Annotated in this window: 20 protein-coding genes and 2 tRNA genes; 12 read left to right on the top strand and 10 right to left on the bottom strand. The window is 32.1% G+C overall.

The window, feature by feature from the left end; translation table 11 throughout:
• Positions 1 to 244: 244 nt before the first annotated feature.
• The 5 genes from DLK05_RS14570 (at position 245) to DLK05_RS14590 (ending at position 7,768) form a co-directional block, all read left to right on the top strand.
• On the top strand, positions 245 to 853 hold the full coding sequence (locus DLK05_RS14570) for a TetR/AcrR family transcriptional regulator (RefSeq protein WP_127344747.1): 609 nt from the start codon (positions 245 to 247) through the stop codon (positions 851 to 853).
• Positions 854 to 860: 7 nt separating this feature from the next.
• Positions 861 to 2,210 carry a TolC family protein gene (locus DLK05_RS14575; RefSeq protein ID WP_127344748.1) on the top strand — a complete coding sequence of 450 codons (1,350 nt, stop codon included), beginning with the start codon at positions 861 to 863 and terminating at the stop codon, positions 2,208 to 2,210.
• A gap of 30 nt (positions 2,211 to 2,240) precedes the next feature.
• Positions 2,241 to 3,362: an efflux RND transporter periplasmic adaptor subunit gene (locus DLK05_RS14580; RefSeq protein ID WP_127344749.1), complete on the top strand. Its 1,122-nt coding sequence runs from the start codon at positions 2,241 to 2,243 to the stop codon at positions 3,360 to 3,362.
• Positions 3,363 to 3,373: 11 nt separating this feature from the next.
• Complete coding sequence (locus tag DLK05_RS14585) at positions 3,374 to 6,811, top strand: efflux RND transporter permease subunit (protein WP_127344750.1); 3,438 nt, start codon at positions 3,374 to 3,376, stop codon at positions 6,809 to 6,811.
• A gap of 363 nt (positions 6,812 to 7,174) precedes the next feature.
• Positions 7,175 to 7,768 (top strand): hypothetical protein, encoded by a 594-nt coding sequence (locus DLK05_RS14590; protein ID WP_127344751.1) that lies wholly within the window; start codon positions 7,175 to 7,177, stop codon positions 7,766 to 7,768.
• A gap of 25 nt (positions 7,769 to 7,793) precedes the next feature.
• On the opposite strand, the gene DLK05_RS14595 is transcribed toward DLK05_RS14590, so the two are convergent.
• Positions 7,794 to 9,206, bottom strand: coding sequence for a glycoside hydrolase family 16 protein (locus DLK05_RS14595; RefSeq protein ID WP_127344752.1), 1,413 nt, complete (start codon positions 9,204 to 9,206; stop codon positions 7,794 to 7,796).
• Positions 9,207 to 9,313: 107 nt separating this feature from the next.
• Positions 9,314 to 10,141: an energy transducer TonB family protein gene (locus DLK05_RS14600; RefSeq protein ID WP_127344753.1), complete on the bottom strand. Its 828-nt coding sequence runs from the start codon at positions 10,139 to 10,141 to the stop codon at positions 9,314 to 9,316.
• 229 nt (positions 10,142 to 10,370) lie between these two features.
• On the opposite strand from DLK05_RS14600, the gene DLK05_RS14605 reads away from it, so the two are divergent.
• Positions 10,371 to 11,075 carry a ComF family protein gene (locus tag DLK05_RS14605; RefSeq protein ID WP_127344754.1) on the top strand — a complete coding sequence of 235 codons (705 nt, stop codon included), beginning with the start codon at positions 10,371 to 10,373 and terminating at the stop codon, positions 11,073 to 11,075.
• Here DLK05_RS14605 and DLK05_RS14610 read toward each other — a convergent pair whose 3' ends face one another.
• From DLK05_RS14610 to DLK05_RS14620, 3 genes are all read right to left on the bottom strand, one after another.
• Positions 11,076 to 11,780 carry a response regulator transcription factor gene (locus DLK05_RS14610; protein ID WP_127344755.1) on the bottom strand — a complete coding sequence of 235 codons (705 nt, stop codon included), beginning with the start codon at positions 11,778 to 11,780 and terminating at the stop codon, positions 11,076 to 11,078.
• A gap of 18 nt (positions 11,781 to 11,798) precedes the next feature.
• Entirely contained in the window at positions 11,799 to 12,836 is a 1,038-nt protein-coding gene (locus tag DLK05_RS14615) for a sensor histidine kinase (protein ID WP_127344756.1), read from the bottom strand.
• A gap of 362 nt (positions 12,837 to 13,198) precedes the next feature.
• Entirely contained in the window at positions 13,199 to 13,900 is a 702-nt protein-coding gene (locus DLK05_RS14620; RefSeq protein WP_127344757.1) for a Crp/Fnr family transcriptional regulator, read from the bottom strand.
• 210 nt (positions 13,901 to 14,110) lie between these two features.
• On the opposite strand from DLK05_RS14620, the gene DLK05_RS14625 reads away from it, so the two are divergent.
• The gene (locus DLK05_RS14625; protein WP_127344758.1) at positions 14,111 to 14,530 is read left to right on the top strand and encodes an OsmC family protein; all 420 of its coding nucleotides are present in this window, start codon (positions 14,111 to 14,113) and stop codon (positions 14,528 to 14,530) included.
• Positions 14,531 to 14,658: 128 nt separating this feature from the next.
• Here the strand turns inward: DLK05_RS14625 and pheS are convergent, their stop codons facing one another.
• The 4 genes from pheS to DLK05_RS14645 all read right to left on the bottom strand — a co-directional run bounded on the left by pheS (position 14,659) and on the right by DLK05_RS14645 (position 17,966).
• Positions 14,659 to 15,681 (bottom strand): phenylalanine--tRNA ligase subunit alpha, encoded by a 1,023-nt coding sequence (gene pheS, locus DLK05_RS14630; RefSeq protein WP_127344759.1) that lies wholly within the window; start codon positions 15,679 to 15,681, stop codon positions 14,659 to 14,661.
• 187 nt (positions 15,682 to 15,868) lie between these two features.
• Positions 15,869 to 16,693, bottom strand: a complete 825-nt coding sequence (locus tag DLK05_RS14635; RefSeq protein WP_369073575.1) for a peptidylprolyl isomerase — start codon at positions 16,691 to 16,693, stop codon at positions 15,869 to 15,871.
• Between the two features lie 26 nt (positions 16,694 to 16,719).
• A complete protein-coding gene (locus DLK05_RS14640; protein ID WP_127344760.1) occupies positions 16,720 to 17,532 on the bottom strand; it encodes a peptidylprolyl isomerase in 813 nt (270 codons plus the stop codon).
• Positions 17,533 to 17,612: 80 nt separating this feature from the next.
• Positions 17,613 to 17,966 (bottom strand): hypothetical protein, encoded by a 354-nt coding sequence (locus DLK05_RS14645; RefSeq protein ID WP_127344761.1) that lies wholly within the window; start codon positions 17,964 to 17,966, stop codon positions 17,613 to 17,615.
• 140 nt (positions 17,967 to 18,106) lie between these two features.
• Here DLK05_RS14645 and DLK05_RS14650 point away from each other — a divergent pair.
• The 4 genes from DLK05_RS14650 to DLK05_RS14665 all read left to right on the top strand — a co-directional run bounded on the left by DLK05_RS14650 (position 18,107) and on the right by DLK05_RS14665 (position 19,919).
• Positions 18,107 to 18,181 (top strand) — tRNA-Val (locus DLK05_RS14650).
• 29 nt (positions 18,182 to 18,210) lie between these two features.
• Positions 18,211 to 18,288 (top strand) — tRNA-Val (locus DLK05_RS14655).
• 322 nt (positions 18,289 to 18,610) lie between these two features.
• Positions 18,611 to 19,177: an RNA polymerase sigma factor gene (locus DLK05_RS14660; RefSeq protein ID WP_127344762.1), complete on the top strand. Its 567-nt coding sequence runs from the start codon at positions 18,611 to 18,613 to the stop codon at positions 19,175 to 19,177.
• Positions 19,170 to 19,919, top strand: coding sequence for a tetratricopeptide repeat protein (locus tag DLK05_RS14665; protein WP_127344763.1), 750 nt, complete (start codon positions 19,170 to 19,172; stop codon positions 19,917 to 19,919). Before DLK05_RS14660 ends, DLK05_RS14665 begins: the two co-directional genes overlap by 8 nt.
• A 351-nt stretch (positions 19,920 to 20,270) precedes the next feature.
• Here DLK05_RS14665 and DLK05_RS14670 read toward each other — a convergent pair whose 3' ends face one another.
• The gene (locus tag DLK05_RS14670) at positions 20,271 to 23,105 is read right to left on the bottom strand and encodes a CHAT domain-containing protein (protein WP_127344764.1); all 2,835 of its coding nucleotides are present in this window, start codon (positions 23,103 to 23,105) and stop codon (positions 20,271 to 20,273) included.
• A gap of 159 nt (positions 23,106 to 23,264) precedes the next feature.
• On the opposite strand from DLK05_RS14670, the gene DLK05_RS18065 reads away from it, so the two are divergent.
• Complete coding sequence (locus tag DLK05_RS18065) at positions 23,265 to 23,381, top strand: ComC/BlpC family leader-containing pheromone/bacteriocin (protein WP_369073576.1); 117 nt, start codon at positions 23,265 to 23,267, stop codon at positions 23,379 to 23,381.
• Positions 23,382 to 23,473: the final 92 nt, after the last annotated feature.

Genomic DNA, 23,473 nt, shown 5'->3' on the forward strand with positions numbered 1-23,473 from the left:
GAAAAAGTATAAAACCTTACTCATTGGGCCCGAAAAATGGATAAGGAGAACGTTCCATTTACCGATAAAAAAGATGCTGTTACCTAATAAGCAGCAAACACAGGCTGATTGATTTCTATTTTTACGCTATTAAATATGGCACAAAAGTGAGCAAAAGAAACGGTTTAACAAGAATTAACAAAAACCAAAAAACTTTTGACACGCTAATAGTTTCCAAAGTTTATTCTTCTATTATCTTTGCGACATGGAGAAACAAAAAGAAAATATCATAGTGGCAAGTTGGGAGTTATTTCTTCAGCATGGAATTAGACGGGTTACCATGGATGATATTGCAATGAAGATAGGGATTTCAAAGAAAACCCTTTACCAATATTATTCTCATAAAAAAGATTTGGTAGAAGAGGTACTGGCATGGGAAATTGAGCATCCGCTATTTTCTTTCCAAACCAAAGAATTAGAGATTTTAAATGCCATAGATCAGTATTTGGAATTTTTCCAATTTATCAAACAAGTAATTGGAAAATCTAACCAGTGCATGGAATATGATCTTAAGAAATATTTCCCTGATATCTGGGAAAAATTTAAAGAACAAAAGCAAAAGAAATTTCAACAGGATATCCAATACAATATTGAGAAAGGAATAAAAGAGGGCTTTTATCGACAGGAAATAAATGTTGAAATTATAAGTAAAACACTGGTTCTTTTTTATCTCAATCTACCCGATTCGGAGTATAAAATATTTTCGCAAGATGAAATGTTAGGAATTCAACTCCATCAAGAAATTACATCATACCATTTACACGGTATCTGTACAAATAAAGGAATAGCATATTTAGAAAATAATTTTAAGTGATTTATAAATGAAAAACATCCTCCTATCAGCATTGGTTATTTTTCTCGGATTTGGTTCACCAACAGCAAAAGCGCAAACTGAATCAATCGGAACATTTAGCCTGCAAGAAGCCCAGAATTATGCTCTGGAAAATTCCTATTCGGTAAAAGGAACCGATTATGATTTAAAAGTAGCCCGTAAAAAAGTATGGGAAACCATAGCTGACGGCTTGCCTCAAATAAATGCATCGGCAGATTACAATAACAATTTAAATTTACAAGTATCTCTGCTTCCTTCTGAGTTTTTCGGCGGTGAGCCTGGTACTTATACTCCTATTAAATTTGGACAAAAATATAGTAGTTCGGCTAGTATTAGTGTAAGTCAGAAAATATTCGACGGTTCGTATATCGTTGGCACGATGGCTGCAAAAGTTTACGTTCAGCTTTCAAAAGATCAGAAGGAAAAATCTGAAATTGAAATTAAAGATGTAGTGGCACAAGCATACTATACTGTATTAGTAGCGAAAGAAAATTACAAAACCATTGTAGAAAATCTGGCTATAAATGAAAAACTATTGCGCGAAACAGATGCCTACTATCAGAATGGATTTCGAGAAGAATTAGATGTAGACCAGATTCGCTTAATGCTAAACACTACTAAAAATCAACTATCCGATGCCAAAAGAGCAATTCAAACAGCTTTTGTTGTTTTAAAATTCACCATGGGAATGGATATTGATCAGCAAATTTCGCTTAAAAATAGTCTGGAAGAACTCATCAATCCTATTCGATCAGAGGAACCGGTTATTTCCAACTATGATCTTACAAATCATATTGATTCTAAAATAATTGATACACAATTAAAGGCTCAGAAATTAATTATAAAAAATGAACAGGCAGCCTACTTACCTACTATTTCAGCTTTTTACAACTATAGTAAAAATACCAGTTCCGACTATTCTAATGTCTTTCGGTCTGATGTTCCCTGGTTTAAATCATCGGTAATCGGATTTCAATTGAAGATGCCAATATTTTCTGCTTGGAAAAAAAGATCCAAAATTAAACAGGAGAAAATAAATTATCTGAAGCTGGAAAATAGTCAGTTGATGGTGAAACAAAACCTGAAAAAAGATCTTACTCTAAGTTTTTCTAACCTGCTTAATGCGCAGGAAAAATACGAGAATGATCTGGAAGGTGTTCAAATAGCAAAAAGAATATATGACAGAACCAGAATCAAATTTAACGAAGGAATCTCAACCAGTACCGAGCTTTCGGAAAACGAGCAACAATATTTAAATTCTCATTCGGCTTATATCAACGCTACATTGGGACTACTAAATTCAAAAATTGCATTCAAAAAAGCATTGGGTAAATTATAAATTGTAACAAGCTTTCAAAAATATAACAGAATGAAAAAATTAATTATAGCAGGTATCATTCCTATACTATTCGCATGTTCGGCAAAGGACGTAGAAAAGGATTTGAATAAAGAATCACAACTAAAGCAATACAAGTCCGAACTAAGTGTTCTAAAAAAGAAAATCTCCCAACTTGAATCAGAGCTTGAAAGCGAGAATAATAAAGATCTAAATATTCCTGTTGCCATTACCGAATTAAAAAGTTCTGATTTTGAACATTTTATTCAAGTTACAGGTAATGTGGAAGCGGATCAAAATATCACCATATCGCCTGAGACTTCCGGTAATATTATTTCCATTGAAGTAAAAGAAGGACAAATTGTTTCAAAGGGAGCTATTCTTGGTAGATTAAATACATCGCAGATTCAAAAAATGATTGACGAAGCAGAAACAAATCTCCAACTAACAACTACAATATTCGAAAGACAGGAGCGACTTTGGAATCAAAAAATTGGTTCAGAAATCGAATATTTGCAGGCAAAATCAAATAAAGAATCGCTTGAAAGAAATCTGGAAGCATTGCAAGCACAGAAAGATCTGGCGATAATAAAAGCTCCATTTAGTGGTATTGTGGATGAAGTGTATCAGAAGAAGGGAGAAATAGCTAGTCCATCCGTTCCTTTCCTTCAATTGGTAAATATTGATAAAGTATATGTGGAGGGCGATGTATCGGAAACCTACTTAAATTATATCAAAGCAGGTGAATTAGCAGATTTAGATTTTCCGGCTATCAACTATCAGGTAAGAGCGGCCATTTATAGAACCTCTAATGTGATTGACCCTAGTAACCGTAGCTTTAAAGTTCGAATCAATTTGAATAATCCAAAACATAAAATTAAACCAAACTTAATTTCAGTTATCAAGATAAAAGACTACGAAATTAAGAATGCTATGGTTGTTCCTTCCATTATCATTAAACAAGATTTTAATGGTAACTATCTATATCTCGCTAAAACTGAGGATAATAATTTGGTAGCAAGAAAAGTTTATGTGAATGTGAGTAAAACCTATAATAATTTATCCCTTATTGATTCTGGTTTAAGTTTGGGAGACAAAATCATTACCGAAGGATTTTCTCAAGTTGTAAATGGTTCATTAATTAGCACCAAATAAATACGGTAGATATGGATAAAGAAAAAGATACTATTGGTGTTGAAGAAAACCAACGTCATTTTAAACTCACGTATGCTGCTCTAAAGAATAAAAATTCAATTTTTATTCTAACAGCAATTCTATGCATGTTTGGTTGGTTTTCCTATCAAAGCATGCCAAGGGAGTACTTTCCCGAAGTTGTAATTCCAAATATATTAATAACAACACCCTACCCGGGAAATTCACCAGTTGATATTGAAAACCTGGTAACACGACCAATTGAAAAAGAATTAAAATCTCTGAAGGGTGTAAAAAAGATGTCCTCTGCATCCTATGAGGATATGAGCTTGATAGTAGTGGAATTCAATACGGATGTTCCAGTGAAACAAGCCTTACAGGACACCAAAGATAAGGTGGATAAATCACTTAGCGAGCTTCCGGATGATCTCGATACAGATCCAATCGTAGAGGATATTGATTTTGCTGATTTTCCAATTCTTAATGTCAACCTTTCGGGTGATTTTGGATTGGATGATTTAAAGGATTTTGCTGAAGACTTGCAAGACAAATTCGAGGCCTTACCAGAAGTATCAGAAGCAGATATCAAAGGAATTGACGAACGAGAAATCAAGATAAATGCAGACTTACATAAAATGGAAGCCAATGGAGTTAGCTTTCATGATATCGAAACGGCTATTAGTGACGAGAATGTAACTGTTAGTGCAGGTACTTTAATTACCGACAATACTCGCCGAAGTATTCGTACCAATGCGGATTATACAAATATGCAGCAGATTGAAAATACCATTGTAAAAGTGATAAATGGTAAAGTTGTTTATCTCCGCGATGTTGCAAACGTAGTAGATGGTTACGAGGAGCTAACTTCTATTTCCAGATTAAATAATAAGCCTGTTGTATCCCTGTCTATAACAAAAAAATCGGGAGAGAATTTATTAGCAGCTACAGACCAGATTTATAAAATCATTTCCGAATCGAAAGAAACAGGTGCTTTACCACGAGGTTTGATTGTAACTGTAACCGATGATACTTCAGTAGATGTAAGAGGTCAAGTAAGCGATTTAGAGAACTCCATTATCATGGGGATGTTATTAGTGATTATCATTCTATATCTGTTTATGGGTTTGAGAAATGCACTTTTCTCTGGTTTAGCCATTCCAATGTCCATGTTCATTTCCTTTATCATTCTAAACCAAATCGGATACACTGTAAACCAAATGGTTTTATTCTCCCTGATTTTGGCTTTAGGAATGTTGGTAGATAATGCTATTGTTGTAGTGGAGAATGTATATCGACTCCACGAAGAAGGATTAAGTAAACTGGAAGCTACCAAAAGAGGTGTAAGTGAAATTGCAGGACCAATTATTTCCTCAACAGCTACCACCTTGGCAGCATTCTTTCCACTATTAATGTGGGGTGGAATTATGGGTGAATTTATGAAGTATTTACCTATCACCTTGATTATAGTTTTATCTTCTTCCCTTTTCGTTGCTTTAATTCTGAATCCTGTTTTTACAGCCACTTTTGTAAAACATGAAAATATAAGAGAAAAGCTAAATGTAAAAAAGTTTGGAATTATTTCATCTGCATTTTTTGCCGCTTCTCTTCCATTTTACGCCTTAAAAATATTTGGTATAATGGATACCTTTTTAATGGCAAATCTTTTGGCTTGTATTGGTTTAGTAACATTAATCAATTTAACTATACTAAAACCTTTTGCCAGATGGTTTCAATTGGTATTCCTAGTCACTTTAGAAAATACTTATGAAAAAACATTGCGATTTGCTTTAAAGGGAATTCGACCTTTAGTCTTTTTCATGGGAACTTTTCTTCTAATGATACTCTCAATCGGGTTTTATTTTGGAGGAAATCCCAAAACAGTTTTCTTCCCTGAAAATGAACCAAAGTCAATCTATGTAACCATGGAACTCCCTTTGGGAACAGACATTCATAAATCAGATGAGGTTTCTAAAAGAGTGGAAAATATTGTTGCCAAAACCATGAAACCATACCATGATATTATCAGATCTATATCAACCAATGTTGGTTCTGGTAAAGGAGGAATGTTCTCTGGTGATCGGTCAGCTAATAAATCTTTAACAACCGTTTCCTTTGTTGAGTTTAAAGAAAGAGGTGGAACGAGTACCTCTGAAATAATGAAAGAACTTACCAACAATTTTAATGGCTTTCATGGAGCAAAAATATTTGTTGAAAAGGATAATGAAGGACCTGATGTTGGTTACCCTATCAATGTAGAAGTTTCGGGTGATGATTTTGAAGAACTTTTAACCCAGGCTAATCGTGTAAAACAATTAATCGACGAGGATAGAATACCAGGAGCCGAAGAATTAAAACTTGACCTGGATCAAGGTAAACCAGAAATGTTAATACATATCGATCGTGATAAAGTGAGAAGATTTGGTTTATCTACGAATGAGGTGGCACGTGCACTTAGAAATTCATTATATGGCTTGGAGGTTTCCAAATTTAAGGATGGAGAAGATGAATACGATATCATGCTTCGTTTAGACGATAAGTACAGATATGATGTTCCTGCCTTGATGAATCAGAAATTAAATGTCCTGAGCCCGATTAGTAATAGAATGGTTCAAGTACCTATTTCGGCTGTTGCATCCTACAATTATGGATCTACCTACGAAAGAATCAACAGGATTGATAACACGCGTGTGGTGACCATTTATTCTAATGTGAAAGAAGGATATAACGCTAATGAAATAAATGCAAGAATCAGAGAATTGATATCCGGTTTTGACATGCCAAAAGGATATACTGTAAAGCTAACAGGAGAACAAGAAGAACAGGAAGAAACATCCGAGTTTCTGGTTCAGGCATTATTGATTGCACTTGCTTTAATTACATTGATTCTTGTTTCACAATTTAATTCAGCCATCAAACCAATAATCATCATGATTACAGTACTATTTAGTACTATTGGTGTTTTTCTTGGATTGGGAGCTTTTAAAATGCCATTCGTGATATTAATGACTGGTATTGGAATTATCTCACTAGCAGGAATTGTTGTGAATAATGGAATTGTTTTGGTAGACTATATTGCTTTATTAAGAAAGCGGAAAATAGCTTCCACAGATATGAAGGATAGAAAATACCTGACATCTTCAGAAGAAATTGATTGTATTGCCCAGGCAGGGAAAACCAGACTTCGTCCGGTACTCTTAACAGCCATCACGACTGTATTAGGATTATTTCCTCTTGCCGTAGGTATGAATTTTAATTTCTTCACCCTGCTCAGCGAATTCGATCCTTATCTTTCGTTTGGAAGTGATAGTACTGCTTTCTGGGGACCAATGTCGTGGACAGTAATTTTTGGATTAACTGTTGCAACCTTTCTAACTCTTATTATTGCACCGGTAATGTTCCGCCTTTCAACGCAAATAGAACACCGTTTTTACAAAATGTTCTCCAAAAAATAAAAACTCTTTATATAGTTTAAAAGCCGGTCGAATAACCGGCTTTTTTTATTTATATAGTTAACAGTAAAAACAAACTATATTCTTTTAATAATTTTGCGTGATTTTTAACAAAGCTTTTCTTAACTTGATTACCACATTCTACTAATGGATAAATAACTGATTTATTTGATTTTATCAGCTTTTTTATAAAAAATTAAAATGATTTTTTCATCCGTTATAAGCCATTGTTTATCTACAAAAAAGGTGTGTAAATAAAATGTAACTAATCGATTTTGGGTAAAAACATAATAATTCGTAAATTTTTAGATGGGAGAATGCTATTTCCTTTTAACCAAATTAACCATATACACTAAACGCTAAAACATGGAAATCATCTCAATCATACTGCAAATTTTAATTTTATCGGCTTTAGCATTTATTATTTCTTTATTAATACAGGATAAGAAGAATTCTAAAGTACCTGTTCAAGAATCAGAGTCGGTTGATCAAAACAAACAAGTCGCCAATAACTTGTACTCTAATTCCGCCGAAAAAAGAGAAGAGTTTCTTCGTATTAATTCATTTTTCATGAAAATTCTTTGTGAAAAAAAGAGCAAAAGCAATTTTAAAAGACTTCAGAAAGAATTCTTAGAATTGGGTACCCGCCTCTATTATTTAGCATCTGAAACAACCATTAGAAAATTTCTGGAATTTAAATCATTAAGCTCCTTTGTAGAAGGTACAGTACACGAACACAAGATTGCCTTGCTGTGGTTCGCCGAATTTAATGTCTTACTCCGACAAGATTTAGGATTAAAAACAACACCGGAATTAATAAAAGATTATCTCAATATTATTCTCACCTATTGGGATGAAGATGAAATGGAAAAACAAGAATTGGACAACCTTAAATCTCAACTTGCTAATTCCATCGACAATTATTTTAGTGTTTTTAACGTAGGAACTTCACTAAATTAGAAAAAGTGCCACATGGCACTTTTTTTTATGCTTTCTTGCTATAGCATCTCACCCAATCTATATCGAGTGAGGCATTTAGATTATCATTATCTTTAGGAACACTCAAACAGAAATTAAGATACATTTCGACTTTCGGAATTCCCTGCTTTTGAGTAGCTACAACCACATCATTTATTTTCCAAATTAATTCATTCTCAGACCAATCAAGAGTATAAATAAAGTATCCTTTACTTAAATCGATACCTTTTACTTTGAATTGAGATTTTTGAAGTTTTGATTCCTCACCATTATAACATCCAGTTACAATTTTACCATTTAAATGTGTTTTAAGAATGTCGACATGAGGTAAACTTTTATTTGACAACATCCAGAAAGAGGGAATTACTGTATTAGATGAATTAACCTTTATTTTTGCTTCGAACCTTCCATATTTTTGTCTAAATGACTGTCCTGTATTAATAATAGCAGAAGTATAATCAAAATCACGAGGAATAAAACCATAATTGCTATTCCATGCTAATCCTTCCTTCTTTTCCTTTTTTGCTATCAATTTCAATACCGAATTAGAGATTTGAATATTATCACCATCAGTAAATAAATGTAAATCTCCATCTAATGAAAAACCCTTATTTAAAAGCTTATCTCCCCAATAATAACGCGTAATCCACTTATTTTTGTCTAATTGATTCTCCTCAAATTCATCTAAAAAACTCAATTTCCAGTTCTTAATCTCCTCAAAAGGTTTTTCCTTTTGGTATTTAAAAAAATGCATGAATACTTCCGAATTTTTTAGATTCTGATAAGTTTGAAATTTTTGATAATCTTCTGTCTTCTCAAACCTCTTTTTATCGAGTAAAAATTTCTTCTCTTCGAGGAAAGCTTCCGAACTAATTTGCTCCTCTAATTGAATATATTTTTTCAGGTCAGCAGATTTGAGCAGTTGTGAATATATCTTATAAGAGCGAGAATTTTTGAATTTAAAGTATTCTTTGATTCGAGGTGAACGCTTCATACTCTTAAATTCTGATAATTCCTGCGCTTGTTTTTTCCTATTAAAAGATGCTGATTTTACAAGAATAGACAATTCACGATAACGGGAAATCTCATCAGACTCTCGCATCAACTGAAAAGTTGAAAGTTCCGAAGAATCTTTAAGACGAAAATAAACTTTAAACCTTCTCGATCTCTGATATCGTTTAAAATCTCTTTCAACTTTATAAAGATTACTTTTTTTATAAGTTTTGTTCTCAATTTGCTTTCTATTCACCTTAAAGGAATCGGAAAGAACTTCTTTTTCCAATTCGTAAAAGTCTTTCAATTCTTCTGATTCTGAAAAAGCTACAAATTCTTCAAATTTCGTTCTCAGCTCATCACGTTTTTTTTCAATTGCTTCCGTATTTGATGCTTTCCGTAATTTCGATGCTAAAAAAAAGTTCATATCCTTAAAATTGCTTTAGGTAAAAAACGAATCCAAATTTAAATATAATCAGTATCTAATCATAATTCAATTAGAAACAAAATAGAATTACTAAATAAAAATGAACACTACTGCTTCACAAATTGGTAAGTAATAGTACCTATTTGCACTATTGGGCTATTGGTACTCACGTTAAACCTCGTTTTTCGGGAGGCTAGTAGAGCGGCTTCAAATAAACAATCATCCTCAATTGATTGTCCTCGATTTATAGAGGCATTCAAAACTCTCCCGGATTTATCAACCTTAATCTCAACCATAATTTTGCCTTCTCCTTCACATTTAAATACAGGAATTGGCAAGAAAACTTTATATCTGTCTTTTAGACTATAATAAACACTACTAGCTCCATTATACTCCAAATTTTGCAAAGAATCCAATAATTTTTGCTTTTGCTGTTCCTCTACAGATCTTAGGCTATCCTTTTGGAATTCATTGGAATCTCCACTCTTATCAATATCAGCAGCGTCATCCGAAGTATAATCCTGCATATTTTTTTGAATATTGGCAATCATATTCCGAACATTTTGTTTCGGATCAGCATTCTTCTTCTCAACATTTTGGTTTACGGCAATCGACTTCAGAAGTTCATCCACACTTTGCGATATTTCTGATTTTTTTGCCTTTAGTGCCTCTGCGATTTCATCTTCCTTTTTTTTCTGAATCTGATCACTAAGTTCTTGTGGAATTTCAATATAAATTTCCGACTCAATAAATGTTCGCTTCGTCCTTAAATGAATACTTAAGAAGAAGATTAGAAGCAACATGTGAAAGGCAATAGTTCCCATTACACCATATCTGTTTCTTTGAAAAAAACCCGAAATTTCTACAACCGAATATCGCAATACTCGAGTTATAGAGTTGGTGAAACTTTTTCCTATTTCAGAGAAGGTAATCATGAAAACATATCCTTTTAAATTCGCTTTTGCAATAATAACGATTCTCACGCAAAAAATAAGAGGTCTTTCTTGATATGTAAACGATAAAACACTCGAAAAATTGGAATTCTGACGTTTTAAAAAACAGTCGCATTTAGTGTAAATAGAATCAAACTTAATCTGAAAAATAGTTTTATTTTTTTATTTTTATTATAAATACTAACAAAACAAAAAATAATACTGATAAATTATGTCTTTTAAAGGAACTATCAGAATTTGGGTAAATGATTTTATCAATCTGTTTTATCCTGATCTATGTGCTGCATGTGGTAATTATTTATTTAAAAATGAGAAAATTATCTGTACCAAATGCTTGTATCATTTACCGAAAACAGATTTTCACCTACAAAAACATAATCCGGTTTCTATATTGTTTTGGGGAAGAGTTCCAATTGAATATGCAGCTGCCCTTTACACCTTTTCCAAAGGGAGTAAGTATCAGAAATTAATTCACAAATTAAAATACCACGGAGCAACAGAAATTGGAATAGAATTGGGAAAACTTCTAGGATATAATTTACATAAATCCGAATTTTTTCGGGATATCGATATGATAATACCTGTTCCCCTTCATCCCAGGAAGCAAAAAATTAGAGGGTATAATCAAGCAGAAGTAATCGCCGATGGCATAGCTGAGAGTATGAAAGTACCTGTACTTACTAACAATTTAATCCGTAAAGTACATACACAATCGCAAACCAAAAAAAATAAGCTTGAGCGTTGGGAGAATGTAGATAATATATTTAGCCTTCAAAATCCAGAACAATTATGCAATATGCATCTACTATTAGTTGATGATGTGGTAACCACAGGTTCTACCTTAGAGGCTTGTGCTCATGCTTTGCAAGTTGCCGAAGGTGTAAAGGTTAGCATTGCTACCTTGGCTTATGCATAGTTATACAGCATCTACATATTTATAACCAACCCCTTTCACAGTTTGAATATACTTATCGCCCAATTTTTCACGTAATTTTCTAATATGAACATCAATTGTTCTGTCTCCTACTATAATTTTTTCACCCCAAATAGAGGCATAAATCTCATCACGAGTAAATACTTTTTGAGGACGAGAAACCAAAAGGACCAACAATTCAAATTCCTTACGGGGAAGAGAAAGTTCTATTCCATTTTGGATAATCAAATAGCGTTCGCGGTCAATAGAAAGATTTCCAATGGTCGTTAAACGATTATTGGAGTCATCCTCTGTCCCATTCATTCTACCAGAACGTTTCAATAAGGCCTTTACCCTGCTTATAAATACCTTAGGTTTGATAGGCTTATTTATATAATCATCGGCTCCAGCTTCAAATCCTGCTATTTGTGAATAATCTTCTCCCCTTGCAGTAAGAAAAGATATTAGTACATCAGAAAATTCAGGAAGTGATCTTATTTTTTCACAGGTCTCTATACCATCCATTTCGGGCATCATAACATCTAAAATAATTAAATGCGGTTGAAACTTTTTTGCCTTTTCAATGGCTTCCTTTCCATTTTCAGCAGTAGAAACCTGAAAACCTTCTTTATTAAGATTATAACTTAAAAATTCAAGAATATCAGATTCATCATCTACCAATAAAATTTTATAATCGCTATTTTCCATAGAATTTTGCTTTATAAGTTATTTTGATTGCTCTAATGTAAAGGTAAAACTAGTTCCTTCTCCATAGGTACTACTCACATTAATATTTTGATTATGAGCATCTATTATATGTTTTACGATAGCCAAACCTAAACCAGATCCACCCATATTTCGGGATCTACTTTTATCCACGCGGAAAAATCGTTCAAAAATCCTTGGCAAATTATCTGTTTCAATACCAATTCCATTATCTCTAACTTCAATTAACATTTTATTATCCATCTTCATAATTTCGATAACAGTAGTACCTTTTTCTCTACCATATTTAATTGAATTAACTATGAGATTATTAAGTACCTGAAAGATTTCCTTCTTATCGGCATAAACAAATTTTGGTGCGGCATTACTTTTCTCAAAGAAAATTTGAATACCATTCTTCTGTACTCGCATTTCATGCATTTCGATTACTTCGTTTATTAAATCGATAATATTAAAACGCTCCATTATCAACTTTAATTCACCAGATTCCAATTTAGAAATCACCTCTAAATCTTTCACAATAGTGATCATCCTATTAATGCTTTTTTCAGTTCGCTCTAAATAAGCCCGGTTAATAGTCTTATCTTCCAATCCTCCATCCAGCAAGGTTAAAATATAACCCTGAATATTAAATATGGGTGTTTTTAATTCGTGAGAAACATTACCAATAAATTCTTTTCGATATTTTTCTTGTTTTTTCAACTGTGACACCAAAGAGCCTCTGGTTTCACTCCATTCTTTAACGTCCTTTTCTGCTTTTTCCAAAGCGTCTAAAGTTTTCACATCCTCTATTAATTCCTGATCAATAATTTGGGTATCGTGGATCGTTTTATAAAGCATTCTTATTTTTGAATACATAAACCGATTCAATAAATATTTATTAATTGCAAATACCAATGAACCGCCAATGATGGAAAATAGTAATAAGAAAAGAAAGTGAAAAGGAAGATACAAGCTGAGTATATATTGTAATCCCATTAATGCAATCACAAACAAGCTCGTGTATAAATTCACTTTTTTTGATGATATTAATTTCATCTGTTTATTATTTTTCTGTTAAATAACATGGGGCTACTTTAATATAATTAACAATCTAGTTTAGAGATTAATGCTGATAGCTTTAAACAATGTATTGCATAAAGTCTATTTTAATCATTAAAGTTTAGCCTTGCCAAAATAATGGCAGAACAAATATTTAAATAAAATTAGTTTTTTTTTATTAATAGAAGTTAACTTATCGTTAATCTTACTGTTTTTCAAATCTTAATAATTCATTGTAGAACAAATCACATTTTTCAATTACTGAAATTAATTCATTGAATTCTTAAGTGAATCCATTTTTTTTGCACAAAAAAACCCATCTAATTATATCAGATGGGACATATCGTTATTCTATTTTATTAGATTCCACCAACCCTGCGGAGTTCTTTTTGATTTATTATTTTTATTTTTCGACCGTTCAATTCAATTAGCTTATCAGTTTTAAATTCGGATAATAATCGAATTACTGATTCGGTAGCGGTACCTACCATGTTTGCCAACTCCTCCCGTGTAAGTGAAATTTTGAGACTTCCTTCTTCATTTAAGCCAAAAGTGTCCTCCAAATGAATTAGAATCTCAGCCAAACGTTCCCGAACCGTTTTTTGAGCAATATCAGTAATGTAATTATTGGCTTCTCCCAATTCTTTGCAAGTAATCTGCATTAGTTCCAAGGCAAAATTAGAATTTTCCTGAATCAATTTCGTGAGAGCATTCCCTGGAATAAAACATACGGTGGCATCCTCAATAACTTTTGCTGAAGTGCAAGCTCTTTCTTTACTCAAAACAGATCGAAAGCCAATAAGATCTCCCGCCTTAGAAAAGCGAATAATCTGTTCTTTCCCTTCCAAAYCAGTCTTAAAAACTTTTAAAACACCAGAAAAAAGGAAATAACATCCCTTTGCCGAATCTCCCTCAGAATAAATTACATTTCCTCGTTTAAAAAAATGTACATCTTCATCCCAAAACAGAAGATTCATATCCTCAGGGCTAAGATGATGAAAACTTTCACCAAACTTTTCGGCCAACAGATTACAATTTGGAAGAATTGGATTTTGCTTCATTTAAATCAACTTAAAACTGAAATCACAAATATTAGAATTTACAGAAGCTTAACACCATCTTTGATATTGACACAATACTGTATTAAAATTGGTTGATTAGCCTCGTTTTCCTACTTTTAATTCAAATCAATACGATTTTGAATTTGGTCTAAATATACAAATTAATGCGTAAGTAATACAAGATCTGAAAAATACTAAAATAGAACAATTATGAAGCACAAAGTTGAAATGAAATGGTTGGGAAATCTCGCCTACAAATCTGAAATGGACGGACATACACTCATTACTGATGCTACAGTTCAAGTAGGTGGAGATGGCAAAGGTGTTAGTCCTAAAAAACTAATGTTAACAGCTTTAGCAGGATGTACTGGTATTGATATGGCATTAATTTTAAAAAAAATGCGAGTGGAAGTGGAGGACATTAAAGTTTCGGTAGAAGGAGAATTAACAGAAGAGAAACCCTCCTATTATAAGAATATGCATGTTATTTATGAATTTTTTGGAAAAGAGCTACTACATCAAAAAATAGAAAGAGCAGTAAAATTGTCGGAAGAGGAATACTGTGGTGTGAGTGCTTTATACAAGCAGGTAATTTCGGTAACTTCTGAAATAATTTATCACGAAGATTAGTCTAGAAGGTCTGTATTCAATAAAAAGTGCCGGACATAATGTCCGGCACTTTCAATTTTTTCTTACTATTCCATTGATTAACAAAGCTTGTTTAACCTAGAGGATACTTATTTCTTACAAAGCTATTTTTAAATTCCAGCAGCTGTAAATTGTTCTAGAAATCGAATATCATTCTCGAAGAATAATCGTAAATCTTTGATACCATATTTTAACATCGTTATACGCTCTATTCCCATTCCTAAAGCAAATCCCGAATATTTTTTATTGTCTATACCATTTAATTCCAAAACATTTGGATCCACCATCCCGCAACCTAAAATTTCAAGCCAACCGGTTCCCTTACAAACATTACAACCTTTTCCGCCACACAACGAGCAAGTAACGTCAACTTCAGCTGATGGTTCAGTAAAAGGAAAATAAGATGGTCTCAACCTGATTTCAGTTTTCTCTCCGAAAAATTCTTTAGCGAAATAAATCAAGGTTTGTTTTAAGTCAGCAAAAGATACATTTTCATCAACATATAAACATTCAATTTGATGAAAAATACAATGGGCTCGAGCAGAAATTGCTTCATTACGAAAAACACGACCAGGAGTCAAACAACGAATAGGTAATTCCATTTCCTGCAAATCATGAGCTTGCACCGAGGAAGTATGTGTACGTAGTAAAATATCAGGATTCTTTTCTATAAAGAAGGTATCCTGCATATCTCTTGCTGGATGTTCTTCCGGGAAATTTAATGCAGAAAAATTATGCCAATCATCTTCAATTTCTGGTCCTTCGGAAATTGTAAATCCCAATCGTCCAAAAATCTCAATAATTTCATTCCTCACTAATGACAGTGGATGTCGAGAACCTATTTTTATTGGATCAGCCGATAAGGTTAAATCCAAACCAGACTTTTCAAAATCAGATCCGCTAAAGCTATCTTTTAATTCATTTACCTTATTTAAAGCAACTGTTTTTAAATCATTTAATGCTTTACCAACGGCTTTTTTTTCTTCGTTTGCAATATTTTTAAAATCAGCAAATAGGGAAGTTATACTTCCTTTTTTACTCAAATGTTTAATTCTGAACTGTTCAACTTCTTCAATTGTATTTGCTGAAAATTCGTTCAGCTCCTCTAATAGATCATTTATTTTGTCAAGCATGTTTTTTACATCTTTATTACCAACAGTCGGCAAAGTTACAAAAAGTTTTTTCGGATTGTATTCGCACAATAGATTTTAAATGTGAGAAATAACAGTCCTAAGCAATGTTCAAATTCCCACCAAACAAAGGTATATCTATTCTATAAACCTGAAGAAATATTATAGACTATACTCTTTCAAAGAAATGTCAATACTTCAATATTTTCAGCTTCATTTTAACATCCTGAAAAGGTCTATCATTGGTATCTGTTTTCAGATTTGCAATTTTATCCAACACATTAAAACCACTTATTACTTCCCCAAATACGGTATAGTTGTGATCTAAATGGGGAACGCCACCTATGCTTGTATATGCTTTTCGTTGTTCAGGAGTAAATTCCAATTTCTCATTTGAGCTATTGTATTCAAATGCGATAGATTCTTTTATATTTTTAGCTATTTTCCGAAATTCCTCTACTTTTTTTTCTTTTTTTAATGAATCTAGAATAGCTCTTTTACTTTTGGTAAGATATTTTTTAACGATTCTTTTGCGCAATGGAATATTCACCTCTTTTTCCATCATAATTAATTCTTCATTTGTATATACTCTGCCGTGAGCAATATAAAATTGAGAAACATCAGATTCTTTAAAAATATTAACCTTATCCGGCTGACGAGGAGCTGCCAATGCACCTTTTTTATGAAAGTACTTTGGATTAAATTCCGACTCTATGGTTCTATTTGAATGTCCGTATCCAATCATTTTACCGGCGGGTGCATTTCTGGAATCCTGAGATCCACCCTGTATCACAAAACCTTTAATTACCCGGTAAAATAAAGTACCATCGAAATGTTTGTTTTCAATCAATTGAAGAAAATTTTGTCTATGCTTAGGGGTATCCTTATAAAGCATTAACTTGATATTTCCCATGTTTGTTTCAATTAAAATAATTGAGTTTGTCGCCTGTGAATAAGAAGTCAACACCATGAATAAAAATGCTGTTACTAATAATAATTTTCTATACAAATTCATTTTCCATTATTAAATCTTGCTAAATATTACTTTAAGATTTTCACTTTCATCTCCACATCCTTAATTGGTCGATCGAAATCATCTTTTTCTACAGCTGCTATTTTGTCAATAACATCCATACCCTTAACTACCTCTCCAAATACAGTATAGTTTCCATCTAAATGAGGTATTCCGCCAACAGTAGTATAAACTTCAATCTGATCTTTAGTGAATTCAATTTTAGAACTATTAAATATTGAATCCACTTCATTTTGAATACGATCAACAATTTCGGTCATCTTATTCATATCTCCATCAGTTTGGCTTTTTGTGAGTGCTTCTACATTCTCCCTTTGAATCTGATTAAAAATTTTCGATTTTAATCGGCTATTCAACTGCATTTGTACTGAGTCTAAAGCACCCTTCGTATAAACCTTACCTTGGGCAATATAAAATTGTGAACCTGCTGATTTTTTCTCAGGATTAACATCATCACTCTCACGGGCTGCTGCAATCACACCTTTTTTATGAAAAAATTTAGGATTGATTTCTGCTGCAATTTGATAACCAGGACCACCTTCCCCTAAGTGTTGTCCAGGTTTGGAACCTTTTGAATCCGGATCACCTCCTTGTATCATAAAACCATTAATGACCCGATGAAATAAAGTACCATTATAATAATTTTGAGAAGCTAACTTAATAAAATTATCCCTGTGTTTTGGCGTTTCATCATATAGTCGAATGGTCATATCACCGTAGTCTGTTTCAATTTCAATAATCCTGTTTTTCGTTCCTATTTTAGAATTTTGCTGGCATGAAGCCAATAAAAACAGGAATACAATAAATATTAAATATTTCATAGTAATAATGGGTTATTATGTTATTTAAAAATATGGAAATATTTTTTTTGATTTTAAAAACACGAAATCAGTGCTCTTAATCAAATATCCTCCAAGTATCCGTTCTCTTTAAAATATTCTACAATAGAAGATTTTAATAGTAATTCCTCTTTATCTTTAGGAAAAGGAGGAATTAGCTTATTTTTCTCAAATATGGGCCAATTATTTTCATCATAACCTGTTTTCTTATAATAATCCCATTTTAATAAAAGCGTACAAGTTGCTAAGTTAATATGCTCCATTTTGTCATCTTTAGTATATGTCTCTTGGAAACCAATTCCCCTTTCCTGAATTCCTATCAATAGTAAAGTGCCATTTAAATCAGCATCCACATCAAAGTCTTCCGAGATTTTATATAAAAGCTGATTCCACTCTTTTTCTAAATTATTATCCATAGTATCAATTTTTTATAAAGCCTAAAATTAAAGCTTTCTGCTTAGATAGAGGTGGTGGAATATTTTTTTTTTACTTTTTTAAAATTAATGCTTGCAGATAAAAATATTCCAACTTATATTTGCATCGCTTTTAAGGGCAAGGGCGATTAGCTCAGTTGGTTCAGAGCACTTGGTTTACACCCAAGGGGTCATAGGTTCGAATCCTATATCGCCCACATTAAAAAGCAAAAATTCCCAATAATTAGGGCGATTAGCTCAGTTGGTTCAGAGCACTTGGTTTACACCCAAGGGGTCATAGGTTCGAATCCTATATCGCCCACCAGAAACCGATCTTCAAACGAAGGTCGGTTTTTTTATTCTTCATTGTTTAAGCCTATTTTTATTCTATTAACACTTCATTTTTAGACTTTCGTCAAAATAAAATAATTTATTTCTGTCCAATTTTGAAAGAATAATAGTATATTGCTCATGTTTATGTTAATAGTGATTAGTATTTCTATGCATAGCGCACATATTCTTAAAATTTTTATCAGTCCTTATTACTCATTTTCAGCTACTTACATGCTTTGGCTGATTTTTTTTTAATTTTTTTCACTTTTTGAGGGTTACCTTTTAGCAAAAAAGGGAATAAAGGGGTAGGAAATATGGATTACACTACGGAAGCAATACTTGAAGGAATAAGTATGAGCAATAATGATGTATTAAATTACATCTATAAAAAGTTCTTTCCAAGTATTTGCACTTTTATAGAAAACAATAATGGAAACGAGGAAGATGCAAGAGATCTTTTCCAAGAGGCCGTTATTGTGATTTATCGTAAAATGAAAAAAGAGCCTTTGACTCTTAGTTGTAATTTTAAAACATACATTTATTCCATTTGCAGACTTTTATGGCTAAAGCAACTTGAAAAACGAAAAAATAGTAATGAAATTAATTCAGAAGCTATTTTAGACAACAGATTGGATGAAGTATCACAAACGTATGAACTGACCGAAAAATATCGTTTGTATCAAAAACATTTTCAACTGTTAGGTGTTGATTGCCAAAAGGTACTACAACTAACCCTGGAAAAAATTTCTCTACAGGAAATTGCCGAAATAATGGGTTATAAAAGTGAAAAGTATGCTAAAAAAAGAAAATATCAGTGTAAACAAATGCTGATAGAGAGTATTAAAAGTGATAAACAATTTAAAGAAGTATATGATGAATGATACTAATTTTGACCGAATTGAAGATTTTCTTGACGGTGAATTGTCTAACGAACAATTAAAAGAATTTGAGAAAAATCTTCTTGATGATTCAGATCTTCAATTAGAGCTGAGTTTGCATGAGGAAGTTGAGGATGCCATAATGGAACAGGATGTTATGGATTTAAGAAATAAGCTGGAATCTATTGAAACTCCACCAACAGAAACGAAAAAGCGCAAATATAAATATCTTTCTAAGTGGAATATTACTGCAGCATCTTTAGCTTTATTAATTGGATTAGGGAGTTTAATGTACCTAACCAACCATAAAAGCAGCTATTCTAATGATAAGGTCTACAGTAATTATTATAAACCTTATAATGTTGTAATTAATACTCGTTCCTCGGACGTAACTGTCGACAATCTGCTAGTAAGTGCCCTTAAGAGTTATGAGTCGAAAGATTATCGTACAGCACTAAGCTTATTCAAAAAAATATTAGATAAGGATAGCACTAACATCACAGGTAACTTTTATTCTGGAGTTTCTAATTTAGAAATTAATGAATATTCTAAAGCAAATAAGAATTTCGACAGAGTAATGCGTCATAAAAACAACCTGTTTATAGAGCAGACTGAATGGTATTTAGGTTTTTGTTATCTGATGACTAACGAGCGTGATAAAGCCATAGTTCAGTTTAATTCTATTGCTAAAGGAAATAGTTTTTATAAAACAAAAGCCAGGGAAATTCTTAATAGACTAGAATAGAATAGATTATAATTTCATTCATCAAATTATATAAAGCCATTCGAATTCGAATGGCTTTCCTTATTTCCACAAGTTATCAGACCATATAAAGTTATTTTACAATTAAGAAAGTAACGTAAATTGCGCATAAACCTATTATAAATAGGGTATAATTAATTCAAGGATAAAATTTAATGGAAGATTGAAAAATATATAATCTATGCCAATAGATAGTAATGATAATTACTATGAAGTAAAAAATACAAGACAAATTAAATTTTTATTTAGGATAATTTTCTATGAAATAGACAAAAAATTATAAGTTTTAATTACCTGCAATTGAAGCTATTATCTTCACAACATTTCGATATCTTATGCCTTTAGTTTTTTCCTTCTACGCCTAAGAAAAAAGAATACCATAAAGATTCCAAATGAACCTATAGCTAGATATATTAATCTCCAAATCAAATTATTGTTATACAAAGGTTCAACATCACCCAGTGTTACATATCCAGACCAGAAATACGGGTGAGATTTTAAAGGATCCGCAGTTTTTAAGTATTCTAATTTCGCCTGTCGTAAAGCATCATCCTTGTCCATTCCCTGAGCAAGAAAACTGTAGAAATTAGTCATCAGATTAGAGCCGGTTTTATCTTCAACGGTCCATAAAGTCATTATAATACTAGGGCAACCAGCATAGAAAAAACCTCGTGCTAAGCTCATCACACCCTCTCCCTTCAATAATTTTCCATCTCCGGTATTACACGCACTCAACACCACCATTCGTGCGTTAAATTTCATGTTATAGATTTCATTCGTATTAAGCAAACCGTCCTCCGTGGAATCAGGTACCTGAGTGAAAACCAATTTTGAGTACATTGGATTTTTATCGTCAATAATGGTATGCATTGCAAGATGAAGAACATCGTAATCGCCGGCATGCTCTTTAAAATTACGTTCGGTTGCTGCATTATCCATATAAATATCCCCGGAAATCACTTTAGAAATATTTTTCACCTCTTCTTTTACACCTGGTAGTGGATAAAGCTTTTCGCGAACAGATCGTTTTGTATATAGAATAGAATCACTAATATTTTCATAAGAAGGAGCAAATGCAAGCACCTCATTATTAGATAGAAAATGTGATTTGCTTTTTTTAGCTGTAAAACCTAAAGTTGCTGAATTATTATAGGTGATTGTATTATTTCTAATTAAATAATTCAGATTTCTGTAATTCATCCGACTAGTATCTGCCTGATCTTTTAGTAGCACCCCAAAAGGTATATACGCCATTTTACCATCCGGAACAATTACTAACTTTTTATTCTGAATAAGACTGTCATTGGGGTGAATTAAATACTTATACAACTGATGAGCAGAATAAGTATAACTCTTATAATAATCCACACTTTTCTTCGAAAAATCATTTGTTTTTAAAGCAGTACGAACTTCTTTGAGATTAAAATCAATATCCTCAGAACTAACGGATTGCCTTTGTATATCGAAACTATTCTTAGTAACTACGAAGGTGAATAAAGCTGAATCGGAAAGGGAGTACTCCAGAAAAACGCTAGTATTTTCTAATCGATTTTGAAGTGTTTTTATATCTATTGTCTTGGTATCGTATTTCAGAGCATAATAGTCAGGGTATTCCTTTTCGAATCTTAATACCATTTGGTTGTATTCCTCGTTAAGATTGAAAAGTGTGTCTTGCCATTCCGCCATTTTCTTTCGGTCGGGAGTAGCTTTTTTTCTTTCTTCGTAAACAGATTCACGATATTTAGCAATATCCATTTTTAAACGTCTCTCCTGTTCCTGAAGATCCTTTGGAATACCACCAAAATTTTTGGCATTTACATCGTTTAAAGAGGACATTAAGCTTGCAGATTTTGAACGCTCAGCATACCGGAAAGCTTTTTCCTTATAAGTAACATCTTTAGTAAGTTCATACAATTGAACTGCAAGCTCTATAGCTACTGTATATGTATCGTTCTCATTTTTCGAAAGAGCAAATTTGCTTTCTTCATCCTGGTAAGCTATTCTTATCTTATCAATTATATCCAAACACAAATCGTAGGTTTGTAAACTAAAATCAAGATCGTTAAGCTGTTTGTTTTTAAGAAATATGTGATGAAAAGCTCCGGCTTTGGCTTTTAAAATTTGAAGAATAGCCAATTGTGGTTCTATTTTATGAATGGAAGGATTCGTATAAATACTGCTGTCCTGAAATTGATCCAATTCAGAGATCATTGCTTTTTGGTAATAATTTAAAGCTTTATAGTAATCCTTTTTAGAGCTATAGAAATCCCCAAAATTAAACAAACAACGTGCAGTATCTGAATGTTTTAAACCTAGATTTTTCAAATAAATATCGTATGCCTTATTTAAATAGGGAAGTACATTTTTATCCTTATGGAATTCCCCCTGAAAAACGGCATAATTTAAATAGGAATCTGCCAATAAATAATAATTTTCCCCCCAATTATTTTTTACATCCTCAATACTTATTTGAAAGTAATTATCGGCTTTTTTATAATTTCCTAATTTTTTATAGCAATTGGCAATATTATTATATGTTGCAAAAGAATTTTTAATTTTTAATTTTTTCTTTATTGATAAGGTTTTTAAATAGTAATTAAGAGATTCTGAGTATTCTCCCTTATTATAAAAAACTACTCCCAAATTATTATAAGTTAGTGCTAACCATCTTAAATTAGTATGCTTATGTAGCAAATTAATGGCTTTTTCATAATAATTTTGAGCCTTAATTAAATTTCCAAAATTATAAAATATCACTCCCTCATTAACATATATAGGAATTAATTTACTAGAATTTTCTCCAAATTCCTTCAGGATGAACTTCTCTGCTAACTGGTAATATTTTATAGCTTCATTTTTTCTCCCCACTCGTTTCAGTAACACTCCATAATTTACATAGGTTCTGTACACCATATTTTTATCCAAAATTTCACCTTTTTGAATGGTTTGAATTGCATTTTGGAATGATTGCTGAGAATATTGAAAGTCCCCCTTCCTTAAAAAATCAACCGCACGATTGAATTGTTGAACAAGAAGTGTATCTGTTGGAACAATTTGCTCTGTTTTGGAAGCTCTATTTCCTAAATTGACTTTCACATTTGCGTTCCCAACCAATAGAAACAGCACAAAAAGAGAGAAAAGAGTGATTTTTTTTTGATTTTTTTTCACGTCCAGGTGTAATTTACTAATCAACTCATAATTAATAACTTATAAGCGTCATAAACATTAAAATAATTTAAATATAAATCATTTTTTTGGATTTTTTTAAAAAAAAGTTGAGTTCTCAGGGTTACCTTTTGCTAAAAACCGGAATAAAGGGGTGTAATCATTTCCTATAAATCTGAAAAAACAATGAAAAATTTTGAAACTCTAAATACCCAGGACCTGAAAAACATTAAAGGTGGATATCAAGATAAATCTATCTGTGAAGACATTATTGTCTAAATAATCCTTTGACCGTAATCCTTTTATTTTCCTAGTAAATACAGTTTGACCATTTAATTCTTATAGCAATGAAAAATTTTGAAACATTAAAT

This window comes from Ancylomarina longa (genome assembly GCF_003996985.1).
Classification (GTDB): domain Bacteria; phylum Bacteroidota; class Bacteroidia; order Bacteroidales; family Marinifilaceae; genus Ancylomarina_A; species Ancylomarina_A longa.